The following is a 14,915-nucleotide window of genomic DNA, read 5'->3' as shown; positions in this document are numbered from 1 at the left end:
GCGTTGTTCGTCGTCATTTTTCCATCCTGGAAAATGCCGCCTCCAAAAAGATGGTGCCCAGACCGCCTGCGGAAAAAGGTGCCCGATGGCACGTTTTCGTGCAGAGTGTAACTTAGGATCGTTCAAACAAGTAATACGATTAATTATTTTTACAAAGTTGGGACTTAAGGTAGAAAAAAGGCAAAAAAAAGCCTCCGATACGGAAGCTATCACCAGACCTCCCATCCGGGTCGGTCGGCGTTGTTCGTCGTCATTTTTCCATCCTGGAAAATGCCGCCTCCAAAAAGATGGTGCCCAGAAGACTGACCTGCGGCAAAATGCGAAGCATTTTGAAGCTGAGTCTGCCAAGAGAATGAGGAAGCGTTAGCGCCCGAAATGAACGCAGGTTGAACCGTAGGTTCAAGTCCTTTCGTCTTTAATCGTAAATTTAGGCAAAAAAAAAGCCTCCGATACGGAAGCAAAAAGATGGTGCCCAGAAGAGGACTTGAACCTCCACGCCAAAGGCACTAGATCCTAAGTCTAGCGTGTCTACCAATTTCACCATCTGGGCACATATTCGGTTTAAAAAAACTTTCATTGGTAAGGCGTGAGAATATTTATAAAGGGTTTGTAATAATTTGGCAAGAAAAAATTATGCTGCTGATTTATTTTTCTTATCGAGCTTCATCTCTAACTCTTTGATTTTATTTGAAAGGATTTTATTTTCTTGAGAGAGCTTATGATTATCGCGTTTATAATTAGCAACTTCAGTATCTGCTTTAGATTTAAGCTGTTTTTGTTTATCTAGCATCTTCTCAAGATGACTAAGCTTCTTATCGTTAGTTCCTTTACTAGCAGCTGCTTTCTTAGCTTTTTCAAGGTTTTGAATTTGAGATTGGGCAAATTTAAGTCTTTGCTTATATTTTTTAACTTCATTCTGGGCCTCTTTTAGCTTCTCAGCAGGGTTTTCACCCTTGGCCCCAGCTTCATCTTCATTATATTTCTTTAATTCTTTTTCTAAGCTTTCAACTTTTACTAACTCTTCTTTATACTTAAGCTGAAGATTGGCCAACTGCTTCTTTTCACTCGCAGCAAGCTGATGTGCCTCATCAACCTTTCGACTCATAACTTCTATCGAGTCATTTTTAATCTCTAATTCTTTTGTCAATTGATCCACTTTTGATTCTAAGTCTTGAATCCAACGATCTTCTCCATTGAGATCTTTTGCACTCTTAACTTCCATCTTTCCTGTATCTGCTTTTTGTTCATCTGCTTTTACAACAAAGACATCATCCTTCTCATCAAGGTCTTCTTCACCTTTAATAACAAGGACGTCATCCTTAGAACTTTCGGCCACTTCATCGTGAGACTTAACAACAGTAAGATCTTCAGTTGACCCTTCCTTAGGTGTGTTATCTTTAACTACTTGGATATCTGATTTCTCTTCAGGTTTACTTCCTGAAATTACTTGGAGCTCTTCTTTGTGGTGTTGCGTAGTTCCCGATATTACTTTTTTCTCTTCTTCTTTATTTCCATTCTCTAAAGCTTCAGCTTTTGTTTTATCCAGTTCATCCTTCATCTGATTGAACAGACTACTCATTCGGGCCACTTTAGACTTCATTTGAACTGTTTCAGAACTTCTTACAAATTCTTCTATATTTTGCCCTTTAACTCTAATAAGCTCTTCAGCGATATTTCCCTCAGCATTATCTTTTACTGTTGTGAAATCTTCATCGAGAACATCATATTTACCATTAACATACTCTTTTACGTTTTCAACATATTCATCATATGAGTTAACAGCTGACTTATCTAAAACTTCGTCCGCAATTTCATTCTTAAGCTTTTCTCCGTCAAGAGGCCAGCTTTCAGGCTTTACCAGGTCTTTAAAAGTATTTCGATCAATACTATTAAAGAACTTCTCATTGAATTTTTTTGCATCTTCAAAAGATTCTTTTACTGTAGAAGTAATGGCCTCTTTGAGATCGACATTAGTGTCACTAAGAACACTTTTCTTTATGAATTTTATTTCATCATCTTTTAAAATTTTTAAGATTGCTTTATCAGGGAATGCATCGAGATCATCGAGGAAATTCTCTTCACTAGATTCTCGATTCTTCATGAATTCTATAATATCTTTTAAAGTCTTTACTGTAACTTTCTTAACGATAGGATCATGATAATTCTTATGATCAATAATGCTTTCTTCATCTGAAATATCAACTGTTGCAACTGAATCACGTTTTATTTCATTAGACTTAGTGAATACAAAACAAGCTTGATAACTTTTTTGTTTCTCAACAGTAAAGCAAATTTGAAGCTGTCCCTTCTTATCATTTCTTTTTAAGCCAAAGAATGAACATTTGTCCGACATAAATGAACTAATTTTTTCAATTAAATTGTCATCAATATAAACTGAAAAGGCATTAATATAAAAAAGCGCTTCATTGTCACTTAATAGTAGATCAATCTCAACAGGACAAGCCTGCTTGACTAAGACTAATTCACTTAAAGTAGATTGAAGCATATTTGTATAATTTTCGACTTCAAAAGACTTTTCATGTAACTTTAAATTTATAAGGTCTGAATAATATCCAATACTAAAACGAGACGTGATTTTATATTGCTTTGCCGATTGAAAGCTTTTTAGCACTCTTTGTTTTGGAGTGTGCATAACACCAAAGAATTGCTCAATTTCTAAAATGACATTTTCTTTTGCATTAATTATTGCCTCAGGACTTATAGAAGCTCGCTTTGTGCTTACATCATTACTTACAAATAAGACTTTTGCCTGTGCATCGACAGTTGTGCTGAAGTCGTTTGTTATAACATTAAGCTTATCCGCTAATTCATCAACAGTTCCAACTTTGATCAAATTTATATCTTCAGAAACCACTTCTTTAAGTTTATTGAAAACATCATCAGTTAAGAATGTGTGAATATCGATTTGAAAGCTCATCGCGAACTCTCCTGAGTCATAATTTCATCAATATAACGATATTCCTTAACAGTTTGTAGAATCGACTTGAATATACTTTCTAGATCACTTGCATTAAATTCTAAATCCAATTTAAATACTTTGTGATGTACTTGAGACCAAATTGAACTAATATCATCTGATAGGCCGTAATCTAACTCAAAGAACCTTGATGATAGTCCTTTTAAATATTCTTGATGAACTATATTTTTATCAGAACGACTGTATTCATCAACGATATGATCGTAACGAGAAACGTAAGAATAGTAGGTTAAGATAATTGTATTATAAACTTCTTTTAAAAAGTTGAAGTCACAATAGCCACTTACTAGGGCCATATAAATAACAATACTGGCCGAAACTTGTGCTTTCTTTAATGTCATTGCATTAGTTCTAATAAACTCATCTTCGATATCTTTTTCATCGATTACCAGATCATTAAAAACTTCATAGCAGATAAATAAGAAATCTAAAGTAGAGCTCTTTTGCTCACCTTTTAAAACGCGATAAAAGTCCACAAGAACGAGGTTTCGATAACGCATTTTTACATCTTCAAGATTTGCGGATTTTAATTCATTAAAATGATCAATAACTTGAGAGACTCTTTCTTCATCAATTAAGACTTCTTGGATAAATTGGTCATTAGTTGATGATAATTTTTCAATTAATTCAAGATTAGCAAACTCTCCAGCGTGACCAATACAAAGCCTACGGCCACTAGGTCGACACCAGAATAACTCGCCTCTTAACAAAGGTGAGTCTTTTATATGAATTGAGGTTTGTTTGATTTCTCTCATTACATCCAAGTCACTAAAATAAAAGGCCCAAAGATGGGCCTCTTAACAATAATTATCGGATATATTCGCGAAAATCTTAGGTAATTTTAACCGAGTAAATAACTACGCTTTACCCTTTAGTTTTGGATCTAGAGAGTCTCTTAAAGCATCCCCTAGAAGGTTCAGAGCAAGTACCAGAACGAACATTGCAACTGTTGCAGCAGTTAATTGCCACCAAACTCCACGAGCTAGTTCAAGCTTAGAGTCATCGATCATTGTTCCCCAAGAAGGTTGACCTTGAACACCAAGACCTAAATAAGAAAGGATTACTTCTGACTTAATAGCTTGTTGAAATCTCAGAGAGAATTGAATGATTACGATGTGAAAGATATTTGGAAGGATGTGCTTAAACATTCTTCTTGTATTTCCAGCACCAAGGGCGGCAGCTGCTTGAATATATTCTCTTTGCTTGTGTCTCATAACTTCACCACGAACAAGTCGACAAAGTCCAACCCAAGAAGTGATACCTAGAGCTAAGAAAAGTGAAGAAGTTCCTTTTCCAAGAACCATCGTCACAGCAAAAAGAAGCATGATATATGGAATTGATGCCATTGATGTATAAAACCAAACGATAAATTCATCGACTTTTCCACCAAAGTAACCGGCCGTAAGACCTAGTGTTACACCAATTACAGTTGAGATAGTAGCAGTAGAGAAACCAATACCAATGGCCATCTCTGCACCTTTTAAAGTTTTATAAACAACACTTCGACCAAAAATATCTGTACCAAATAGAGCGTCCAATGAAGGAGCTGAATATGAAGCACCGATTTCTTTTGACCATTCACCTGCAATAACTCCAAAGAAAGTTAATGCGGCAAGAAGTACGTATCCACCAATAACGATCATACTAAAAACTGCAGCTTTATCTCTTTTAAGCTCAGTCCAAGCATGTCCCCATAATGATTTTGATTCACTTGAATGATTTACTGACATGACAACTCCTACTTTAACCTTACTCTTGGATCAACAACTGTATAAAGAATATCTGTAATAACTGTGAAGATGATATAACCCATAGCAGATAAAATCGTCATCGCCTTAATAACTGGGAAGTCATTATCAAAAACAGCTTTTACAGTTAGACCACCAAGCCCTGGAATTGAGAAGAAACTCTCAAGAAGCAGGGTTCCTAAAATAAGGAAAGGAATTTGAATAATTACATATGTGATAATTGGAATTAGAGAGTTCTTTAAAACGTGCTTTAAAAGAACAGCTTTCTCGCTTAGACCTTTGGCACGTGCTGTACGTACATAGTCCTGGTAAATATCATCAAGAATTACTGTTCTAAAGTAACGAAGATCAGGACCTAAGTTAAGAACAACCATAATGATAACTGGTAAAATAATATATGGTACAAAGTACGGGAATCCGTGCTCATAACCTGAGATTTCAAACCACCCCATTTCATACGCAAAAAACTTTTGGAAGAAAAGAATATACGCAAGAGATGGAATACTCATTAACGATACACTGATAATAACAAGTGCGCGGTCAATGGCCTTCCCTCTAAAAAATGAAACAACAATAGCAAGAAGTATTGATAGTGTTGTTGAGATTAAGAAAGCAGGAAGAGTTAATGTTAATGAAGGAATCGCACCTTCCTTAATCATTTCAATAATCTGTTGCTTTGTTGCCCATGAACGACCAAAGTCGAAAGTAAAAGCAGACTTAACGATATCTAAGTACTGTTCTACTAATGGACGATCAAGTCCAAGTTCATGTCTTACTTCAGCAATTTGTTTTGCTGATGCGTGCTTACCTAATAAAAGTTGTGCTGGATCGTATCCAGATAAGTTAAAGATAGCGAAGATAATTAAACACACACCTAGAATAATAGGGATCGTGTAAAGTAGTCTTCTTATAATGTATGACCAAGTATTCACAAAAACAGCTCCTTAGCTCTAACAGCATTCATATTTAAACGATTAGCTTTTCGCTTATTTAAAAGAGAAAGACCCTTTCCCAATTAAATAAGCGCTGGAGATAACTCCAGCGCCATATGTACTATAAAAAATTATAGCTTATCTTGCATTTTCTTCTTTTGATCTAGATCCACGTCTAGGTATTGAGCCTGACCTGCTTCAAAGTCAGTTGTCATGTAGTTTCTTAGCCAACTGTGCTTGATTAGGTAAGACTGACGGTGAACACCGTAAATCCATGGAACTTCTTCTGCTGCCATTTTATTAAGCTCTTCATAGATAGCAGTTCTCTCTGGAGAATCTTGCATAATTGAAGCTTTTGCAAATAGCTTATTGAACTCTGGATTATCATATCCTGAACCATTTGCTCCTGGAGACTTATTTGGTCCATATAGAAGTTGTAGGAAGTTTTCAGCATCTGGATAATCTGCACCCCATGCAATTCCATAAAGCATAACCTGACGCTTAGTGATCTTCTTTTGAAGCTCTGGCCATGAGTTTTGTACAACTTTGATATTTACACCAATTTCTGCCATTTGCTTTTTAAATAGCTCACCAATCTGACGTGAAGTCGATGAAGATGGACAGTCATAAGTAATTTCTGGAAGACCTTTACCATCTGGGTAACCTGCTTTTGCTAGAAGCTCTTTTGCCTTTGCAAGGTCACGGTTTCTATAAGGACTTACGTAGTCTGGCATATAACCAGCAATTCCCGGAGGAACAACTGACTGCGCAGGAAGAGCAGTACCATTATAGAAAAGCTTGTTAAATTCTTTTACATCATATGCAAGAGCAAGTGCTCTTCTTAGGTCACGATTTTGAAGTAACTTCAGATCGTGATTGAATGCTGTATAAGTAACATCTAGAGATGGTGAAATTGAAAGCTCAACACCCTTCTCTTCAAATTGCTTATCTAGACCTTTACCTGGAGTAACGGCCGCTTCAAAGTTATCCTTTGGGATACCAATATAATCAACTCTACCCTTAAGGAAGTTTAGCCAACGTGGCTGATCTTCTTTAACAACATTAATTTCAATACGATCAACGAAAGGAACTGGTTTACCAGCATACTTTAGCATGTGCTTAAATTCGTCACTTGCTTCAGATGGGAAAAGCTTCTTTCTAAACTTTGGATTTCTTGTGTAGCTAAACTTCTTAGCTGTTTGCTTGAATTCACCAAGCATGAAAGGTCCTGTACCAACTGGGTGGTTAAGGAATTCTTTCCCGTAGTGATCAACAACTTCTTTTGCAACTGCAAATGTAAATGGCATTGCAAGTGAGTATAGGAATTGTGGGAATTGCTTCGTAAGTTTAAATTGAAGAGTATACTTATCTAAAGCTCTTAGACCTTCTACTTCTTCAGAATAATCAACTTTATCTTTTTCAGCATTCTTATCACGCCAAGCATCTAGCCCTTTGATCTTACCTGATAGTAGCCACCATCCAAGACCCTGTAGCTTTGGATCAGCAAGTCTTTTGATTGAGTAAACAAAGTCTTCAGCAACTAGCTCACGACCTTTACCACCTTCAAAAGCTTTATCATCGTGGAATAAAACACCTTTTTTAATTTTGAAAGTATAAGTTAGTCCGTCTTCAGAAACTTCTGGTAAAGATTCTGCTAAGTTTGGAACTAATGTGTATGGTCTTTTTAAGTAGTGATACTCTAGTAGACCTTCATAAACACGACCAACTTCATTAGATGAATATTTGTCATTTGAATAAATCGGATCCATCCCTTTAATTTCAGATGTAACCGCTAAATTTAAGACCTTTTCGTTTAGGTCAACTTTTTTCGTACATGAGATTGTTACTGCAAGTAAACTCATGAGTAAAAATGAAACAAGATTCCTTGATTTCATAAACCTTCCTTTGTTCGTAAAATTATTGCACAGAATAATAACAGACTAATTTATACAAGAGATAAGATAAATTTACTAGGAATTATTAGGACTTGCACTACCGCACTGCTAGATACTACCGCACGAATCGACAATTAGATCCAACGCTAAAACGCGCTGCTTCTTTTGAGAATTCTTGAGATTCCTTAGGCCATGAAGCTGAATAACCTTATACTCATTTGCCACAAGTCGACTGAACTCTGCCTTGAATTCAAACGGCCCACTCATTTGCTTAGAATAAACGAGTTTACCATCACTGAAGTGAGTTACTTTTCCGGGAAGACACTTGTCGTCACAATAATTACTGTCGACATTTCTAATATCACTAAATAAAAGACGATTTTGCATCAGGAAGTTATCAAGAATATTTTTTGTGCGTAAATGATTTGCCGCAACAAGGTTTTTGGAAATTTTCTTATAAAGAGTTCCCTCTACTTTTTTTCCTGTCGCTAATGGAAGAATCAAAGTCTCTTGTCCTTTAAACGGAACATCGATAGCAAGACTAAATGTTTCTTTATTAAAAATTGCATTATAAGTGAAACGCTCTTGCTTCTTACCAAAGTTAAGACGACCCCTTCCCTTAAACTCTTTACACAGTCCGCTGCTTAACAATTTATGTGCAGTGACTTTATCTGTAGAAGCTTTTGTACTCGTTGAAGTTTTCTTAGGTGTTGCACATGAAATTAACGTGAAGCAGGCAAGCGCGCAGAGTCCAGCTTTTCGATATAATTGAGAATTTCTTCGCGTTCTTTTACTTTTGTACAATTTTTCAATGCCTCGACATAATAGTGACGGGCCCTTTCAGGCTTATTAAGTGAAGTATATATGAGCCCTAAATGCTTTGCAATGACAACATCATCACTAACAAGAGCAAAGGCTTTCTTTATTTCACGATATGCTTTTTTGTAATCACCAGTCTTATAATAGTACCAACCCAGTGAGTCTCTAATGTAGCCATCTTTAGGATTCAATTGAACCGCTCTTTTAATATAAGTGTAGGCCTTGTCCATATGAACGCCCTGTTCTAAGTAAGTGTAGCCTAAGAAATTTAAAGCATGAGAATTATTTGGATCTCTTTTTAGAATATCGAGCATAATCTTTTCTGCTTTAACAAATGACTTATTCTTTTCGTAGAGTGAAGCTAAGTAGTAAGCGTGTCCATCAGTGTAATTATCATGCTCAACATGAGATTCCATTAGTGCAATTGCTTGTCCAAGATCTCTTTTCGTCTCATAATATCCGGCCAAAATAACTTCTAATTCAAATCTTAACTCTTTAGATGTTTTAGATCTCTCTTTTACAAAATCCACAAAGCGCTTTTCTTGCTTTGAGTCTTTTTGTGCATAAGCATTTAAAATATTTGCAATTTGAATATTTGACTCGTGGTAAAGAGAGCTATCTTCTTTAATTCGTGAGTAGTAAGTAACCGCTAGATCCCCATCTTCACTTTTTTGATATAAGCTTGCTAAGTAATAAAGCACTTTATCTGAGTCTGGAATGACGTCGAGAATTTCTTTAAAGACACTTTTTGCATCTTCGATTCGATTGGTTTCAGTATAAATAACACCAAGTCTAACTTTTAAATTTAAGTTTTCTGGATCAAGTGCAAGTAGCTTTTCTAAATATGGTACGACTTCATCGTATTCGCCATCAGCAAATAGTAAGTTCACATACTTCCCAAGTGCTGTGTAATTACTTGGATCGTATTTTAAAAACTTGCGATATAAAATTTTTGCTGCATCGTATTTTCCCTCTTGCTCCAAAACAACACCAAGCAGAATTGTACTTTGCTGATTGGTTGGATCAAGCTTTAGAGAGATATTAAAATACTTCTTTGCTAATTTATATTTCGACTTTTCAAAGTAGATCTTTCCTTTATGAAAAGCATATTCACTACGATTTGAGCGATCCTTTTGAGAACAATAACTAAGTGTCCCAATGGCCTTTTTTACTTTCTTATCATCAACGTATGCTTTCGATAAATATATACAAGCTTCACTTAAAAGTGGTCGTGTTTTATAGACAAGATTACGATACAATTTAATTGCTGTTTTGTTCTCGCCTAGTGCACCATAGACACCGGCAAGTAAAAGACGTGCCTTTGCTTTTACATCTTCATCTGCATGTTCAATTAAGTAGTTTAACTCTTTCTTTCCTTCTTCAAGTTGACTTGATTTGATAAGTTCAACTGCATACTTTCGACGAAGATAAATATCATGTGGCTTTAATTCAACGACATATTTTAGAATCAATGATGCAGATGCTGCATCACCAGCAAGGGAGGCGTCAGAAGCCTTAAGAAAGAGATCACTGGCCACATAATTAATTGATTCTTCGCCTCTTTCTTTAGCATCAGCTACTACTTCCGCTAGAGAATTCTCAACGAATTCACGTGCGCGCTTTGCTTCTTCAAAATTAGATATTTTAATCTCTGCGGCCTTGTTAATAAGCTGAGTTTCCGTCATCTTATCGGTATGTGTCGCACAGCTCACTAATGCTGCAAGCGGTAGAAGAAGTATTGATTTTTTAAAGAAAAATTTGAACATTAAACAATCCTTGGCCTTTATGCCTTGGTACCTCTTCGACCTAAATAGATATTTCTTAAAAAGAATTCTCAGTAAAATGACCCCCGGCAGAAATAACAGGCCACAAAAGCTTAGTTGCACTAAGTCACCGAAATTAGGGGAATTAAACGGATTCTCTTGTAATTTAGATAAAATTAAGATCGCAATTGCTTGACAGTTACTGTCATTGATTGTTACTTCTCTGATGCAATTTTCAAAACGCTGAGCAATAGACACGGTGGGAATCAATAAATATCGCTTAAGGCCAAAGCTTGAAGCAAAAAAAGATGAACCACTAAGTACTTAATTTTATTGATTTTTGTTGAGAAATGAAATTAATACAAAGAGCTTAACTATTACGAGGCAACGTGTTAATTATTAACTAGTTTTAACTCAGGAGATCTCATTAATCTTTTGAGCTATATTCGTTAAAACCAATAGGGGTAGTAGAATGAATGATGTAAGAATTATTAAAAGGTACCAAAACAGAAAACTTTATGACACTCATCAAAGTTGCTACGTGACTCTTGAAGAGATCGCTCAAATCATCAGAGAAGGTCACGAGATTCAAGTAATTGATAACAAAACAAAAAATGACATTACTTACATGACTCAAATCCAACTTCTTTTTGATCAAGAGAAAAAATCAACTAAGCCAGGTGACGTTGAACTTCTTAAGAGAGTTATCCGTGGTGAAGAAGGTACATTCACTGGTTATATTAGAGGACTAGAAGGAATTGAAGCTCCAGTAGTTGAAGAAGCTCCAGCTCAGTCTTTCAACTCTTTCAACAGTGCAGCAAACCTAAACTCTTCTGTTGAAACTACGACTACTTTAAACTAATATAGGGCAGTTATTACTGCATATATATTTAGTTTAGAGGGTGAAATGATTTTAAAAATTTCAAAATCTATATTAAGGCCTGCAGTTATTCTAGCAGGCCTTTTTATTTTTAGTGCTCAGGCACAAACCGTTAAGCAATTAACATCAAAGAATTCAGCCAAAAAGAATGAGGATGCGGTCGCTGCAGCTCAACTTTTAAGCGGTCAAGAATTGCACATCCATTCTCTTGGAATTGGAATTGGGCAAACTTTATTAATGAGTGATTTTAAAGACAACGGTGAAGATAAGATCACGGCGGAACTCTTTTATAATTACAAGGCTTCGTACTCTTTTGACTTTTATGCCAACCTTCACTTCTCAAAACATGAACTAGAAGAGAAAGGTACGTATTCAAAAATCTCGGGACTTGTTCTTGGTGCTAAAGGAAAACTTTTTCACTATGATGCCTTTCAACCATTTGTTGGTGGTGGACTTGGCTTCTTCCGTCCTCAATTAAAAACTGTAAACTATAAATCAAAAGGTAAGACAGTATTCGGTTATCAAGCCGTTGCTGGAGCTGACTTCGATCTAAATCGCAAGATTTCAGTTGGTGGAATGTTCATTTACAACAATCCTTTTGATGTCGAACAAGAAAGCACTGCAGACGTAGAAGGTTATTATTTTAAAATGCTTCTTACTGCATTCTATAAATTCTAATGAAGTTTAAAGACTTATATATAGTCACAGGTAAGGGAGGTGTCGGAAAAACCCTCACTTCCCTTGCCTTGACCAAGTCTCTAACTGAACTCGATCAAAATAAGAACGTCTATTTTTTTTCGTTTGAACAAAATGCTGATAAGGATCTTATCAATAAGTTAAATGTTAATACCGTTGAGTTAACGCATATTAGTTCAGTTCAAGAGTATATTGCGAGAAAACTAAACTCCAAAACAATTGCAAAGTGGATTGTATCAACATCTTTTTTTAATGCATTATTTGATATGGTTCCAAGTTTTGGGCAACTCATCTTCTTAGGGCATATTATTGATCTTGCTCGAGATGATCGCAATATCGTCGTCGTTGATGCACCGGCATCAGGTCATCTTCTTTCGACAATACATTCACCAAAAGTCTTTAAAGATATTTTTAAAATCGGTCCCATTGCAAATGATATCGATAAAATGCATAACTTTCTAACAAATGATGAACATACTCAATGTGTGGTTGTTAGTATCCCGACAGAGCTTGCCATTGAAGAAGGCCAAGAACTAGAGCGAGAACTAAAAGAGAAATATAATCTCTCGACAATTGAGATCCTAAATTGTGATCTCTCACTAAATGACTTTCCACAGGATGATACGCCAGATTTTATCAGGGCAAAAATCCAAGACCAAGAAAGCCTAAAAGAGAAATTTAAGGTTAACCCTCACCTAAGTTTCCCTCAAATTGTCGTACCGACACAAAAAGAACAAGTCGAGGAATTAACAAGAATTATTACAAAGAAAGTTGATATTTTTAAATCAAAGTAGGAATCGTGGAAAGCTATAGAGAAGTCGAAATATTTTGTGGAACAGGTGGCGTTGGAAAAACAACGATTTCAACTTCACGTGCCTTCTTTCTGGCTTCTCAAAAAAAGAATGTTCTTTTAATAACGATTGATCCGGCCAAAAGACTGCGTCAATTACTTAGCTTAAAAGATGCATCAGAAGTGATTAAGTTCACTGATAAAGAAATCAGCTTTGATGTTTTATTACTTGATCCTAAAACATCATTTGAAAAGATTCTCGGGAAGAAAGTTGATAATAAAATACTAGAAAACTTAACAAGTAGTCGCGGTGGCCTAAATGAAATTCTTGCAGTCCTAGAGATTCAAAATCAACTTGAAACTAAAAAATATGACTCTATCGTCGTCGACACTGCGCCAGGAAAGAACTTCTTAGACTTTTTGAATTCATCAAATAAGATTAATAAATTCTTTAATAAAACATTTGCTGATGCATTCATGTACATTACAAATAAGAATAAGCCTGGACGCTTCTTTAACCGCATTATTACCGCTGGGATTGAGAAGTTTCTTAATTATTTAGAAAGTGTTACCGGCAAGGGCTTTATTAATGACTTTCTTGAGGCCATCACAATTCTCTATGAGAATCGAGATAAGTTTATTGAAGGTATTAAAGTTGAAAAAGTTCTCAATAGTGCCCAGCGATCGAGGTGGTATCTCGTTACTTCTGCTGAGCATATGAAAGAGGTTGAAACTCAACAGATTCTTGACTCAATTCAGGCCCAAATGACCACAGAACGTTACCTAATAATTAACAAATCATGGTATAACAACCTCGCCTCTTGGGAACCCAAGACAGAAAAAATGAAAGAATTTAAAGATATAATAATCAAACAAGAAGAAATAAAAACTTCGATCTCAAAGAAATCACAGATTGAAGCAATTACATTTCCAGACCTCTCAACGTTTGATCCTATCAAGCAGTTAGAAGAGTTAGAAGAACACTGGAAGTAAATGGAGATTTAATTATGATGAAAGGTGCTAAAGCAAACGTTGTCGAAGCAATTGGGAATACACCAATTGTAAAACTTAATCATATCGGTAAGGACCTTAATTGCGAAATTTACGTAAAATTAGAATATATGAACCCAGGTGGTTCAACTAAGGATCGTATCGGTGCATACATGCTTGATCGTGCAGTAGAAGAAGGTGATCTAAAGCCAGGCGGAACGATCATCGAAGGTACTTCTGGGAATACAGGGGTTGGTCTTGCGATGTGGGCAGCAGTTCACGGATACAAATGTATTTTCGTACTTGCTGATAAGCAATCAAAAGAAAAGATCGATAACCTTAGAGCATTTGGAGCAAAAGTTGTTGTTTGTCCAACAAACGTAGAACCAGAAGATCCTCGTTCTTACTACTCTGTTTCAAAGAAACTTTCTGAAACAATTCCAAATTCATTTTACGTAAATCAATACGATAATCTACATAATAGAAATACACACTACACTTGGACGGCTCCAGAAATGTATGAGCAAACTCAAGGTGACTTTGATGTATTTATGGCCGCAGTTGGAACTGGTGGGACAATCAGTGGTTGTGGACGTTACTTCAAAGAAAAAATGGATAAGGTTGAAATTATCGGTGTTGACTGTGTTGGTTCAATCATCGCTGGTTACCACAAGACTGGAGAAATGGGACAAGCTCACTCATATGTTTTAGAAGGTGTTGGCGAGGACTTCATTCCAGAGAATTATGACTTTGACTTAATTGATGACTTTGAAGTTGTTAATGATAAAGAGTCTTTCCTAATGACGAGAAAACTTCTTAAAGAAGAAGGTATTTATGCTGGTGGATCAGCAGGTGCCGTTATTGAGGGTGCTCTAAAATATGCGAAGAAACAAACTACTAAGAAAAAGATTCTTATTCTTCTTCACGATTCAGGAAATCGTTACGCTTCAAAAATCTATAATGATGATTGGATGAGTGATGGTGGATACTTAGATTCATCATTCAATGTTCAAATTTCAGAGGTATTAAATACTCTTGGTAAGAATGGAAATATTATTACTGTTGAAGATACAACGACTATTGGACAGGCCATTACTCTAATGGAAGAGAAGAATATTTCTCAAGTTCCAGTTGTTAGTAAAAATGGTGACATTCTTGGTCTTTGTACAGAGAAGAGTCTAATTAAGCCAGTTATCATGGGTGAGTTCCAAAAAGATGATAATATTTCATTAGCTATCTCTAACAACTACAGAGTTGTGGATTGTAATGAACTTCTTGAAACAGTTGCTGATGCACTACTTAAGAAGGAAGTTGCCATTATCACTAAAGATGGAAAAGTTTCTGATCTATTATCAGAAATTGATGTTCTTCAGTATATGTCAGAAAAAGGTTCTAACTAAGGAT

12 protein-coding genes and 1 tRNA gene are annotated in these 14,915 nt (G+C 35.8%); 5 read left to right on the top strand and 8 right to left on the bottom strand.

Annotation, left to right across the window (positions count from 1 at the left end; translation table 11 throughout):
• Positions 1–466 precede the first annotated feature (466 nt).
• The 8 genes from ACMAZI_RS03025 to ACMAZI_RS02990 form a co-directional block, all read right to left on the bottom strand.
• Positions 467–550: transfer RNA gene (locus ACMAZI_RS03025), tRNA-Leu, on the bottom strand.
• A gap of 81 nt (positions 551–631) precedes the next feature.
• Positions 632–2,938, bottom strand: a complete 2,307-nt coding sequence (locus ACMAZI_RS03020) for a hypothetical protein (RefSeq protein ID WP_412473795.1) — start codon at positions 2,936–2,938, stop codon at positions 632–634.
• The gene (locus tag ACMAZI_RS03015; RefSeq protein ID WP_133296867.1) at positions 2,935–3,753 is read right to left on the bottom strand and encodes a hypothetical protein; all 819 of its coding nucleotides are present in this window, start codon (positions 3,751–3,753) and stop codon (positions 2,935–2,937) included. The genes ACMAZI_RS03020 and ACMAZI_RS03015 overlap by 4 nt, the downstream gene beginning before the upstream one ends.
• Positions 3,754–3,855: 102 nt before the next feature.
• On the bottom strand, positions 3,856–4,728 hold the full coding sequence (locus ACMAZI_RS03010; RefSeq protein WP_114705666.1) for an ABC transporter permease: 873 nt from the start codon (positions 4,726–4,728) through the stop codon (positions 3,856–3,858).
• A gap of 8 nt (positions 4,729–4,736) precedes the next feature.
• Positions 4,737–5,678, bottom strand: coding sequence for an ABC transporter permease (locus tag ACMAZI_RS03005; protein ID WP_114705667.1), 942 nt, complete (start codon positions 5,676–5,678; stop codon positions 4,737–4,739).
• A gap of 131 nt (positions 5,679–5,809) precedes the next feature.
• Positions 5,810–7,573, bottom strand: coding sequence for an ABC transporter substrate-binding protein (locus ACMAZI_RS03000; protein WP_120405432.1), 1,764 nt, complete (start codon positions 7,571–7,573; stop codon positions 5,810–5,812).
• A gap of 108 nt (positions 7,574–7,681) precedes the next feature.
• The gene (locus ACMAZI_RS02995) at positions 7,682–8,224 is read right to left on the bottom strand and encodes a hypothetical protein (protein ID WP_412474434.1); all 543 of its coding nucleotides are present in this window, start codon (positions 8,222–8,224) and stop codon (positions 7,682–7,684) included.
• A 71-nt stretch (positions 8,225–8,295) separates the two neighbouring features.
• Positions 8,296–10,158, bottom strand: a complete 1,863-nt coding sequence (locus ACMAZI_RS02990; RefSeq protein ID WP_412473797.1) for a tetratricopeptide repeat protein — start codon at positions 10,156–10,158, stop codon at positions 8,296–8,298.
• Between the two features lie 469 nt (positions 10,159–10,627).
• Between ACMAZI_RS02990 and ACMAZI_RS02985 the strand changes: the two genes are divergently transcribed.
• Genes ACMAZI_RS02985 through ACMAZI_RS02965 form a run of 5 tightly spaced genes read left to right on the top strand, consistent with a single transcriptional unit; the run spans position 10,628 to position 14,911 of the window.
• Positions 10,628–11,017, top strand: coding sequence for a polyhydroxyalkanoate synthesis regulator DNA-binding domain-containing protein (locus ACMAZI_RS02985; RefSeq protein WP_114705671.1), 390 nt, complete (start codon positions 10,628–10,630; stop codon positions 11,015–11,017).
• Between the two features lie 45 nt (positions 11,018–11,062).
• Entirely contained in the window at positions 11,063–11,713 is a 651-nt protein-coding gene (locus ACMAZI_RS02980) for an outer membrane protein (RefSeq protein WP_120405434.1), read from the top strand.
• A complete protein-coding gene (locus ACMAZI_RS02975) occupies positions 11,713–12,525 on the top strand; it encodes an ArsA-related P-loop ATPase (RefSeq protein WP_412473798.1) in 813 nt (270 codons plus the stop codon). The genes ACMAZI_RS02980 and ACMAZI_RS02975 overlap by 1 nt, the downstream gene beginning before the upstream one ends.
• A 5-nt stretch (positions 12,526–12,530) precedes the next feature.
• Positions 12,531–13,514 carry an ArsA family ATPase gene (locus ACMAZI_RS02970; protein WP_162929692.1) on the top strand — a complete coding sequence of 328 codons (984 nt, stop codon included), beginning with the start codon at positions 12,531–12,533 and terminating at the stop codon, positions 13,512–13,514.
• A gap of 14 nt (positions 13,515–13,528) precedes the next feature.
• On the top strand, positions 13,529–14,911 hold the full coding sequence (locus ACMAZI_RS02965; RefSeq protein WP_120405437.1) for a pyridoxal-phosphate dependent enzyme: 1,383 nt from the start codon (positions 13,529–13,531) through the stop codon (positions 14,909–14,911).
• The last annotated feature ends 4 nt before the right edge of the window (positions 14,912–14,915 follow it).

It is taken from the genome of Halobacteriovorax sp. YZS-3-1 (assembly GCF_047084945.1).
GTDB lineage: Bacteria > Bdellovibrionota > Bacteriovoracia > Bacteriovoracales > Bacteriovoracaceae > Halobacteriovorax_A > Halobacteriovorax_A vibrionivorans.
This window is presented reverse-complemented; position numbering and strand designations above follow the sequence as displayed.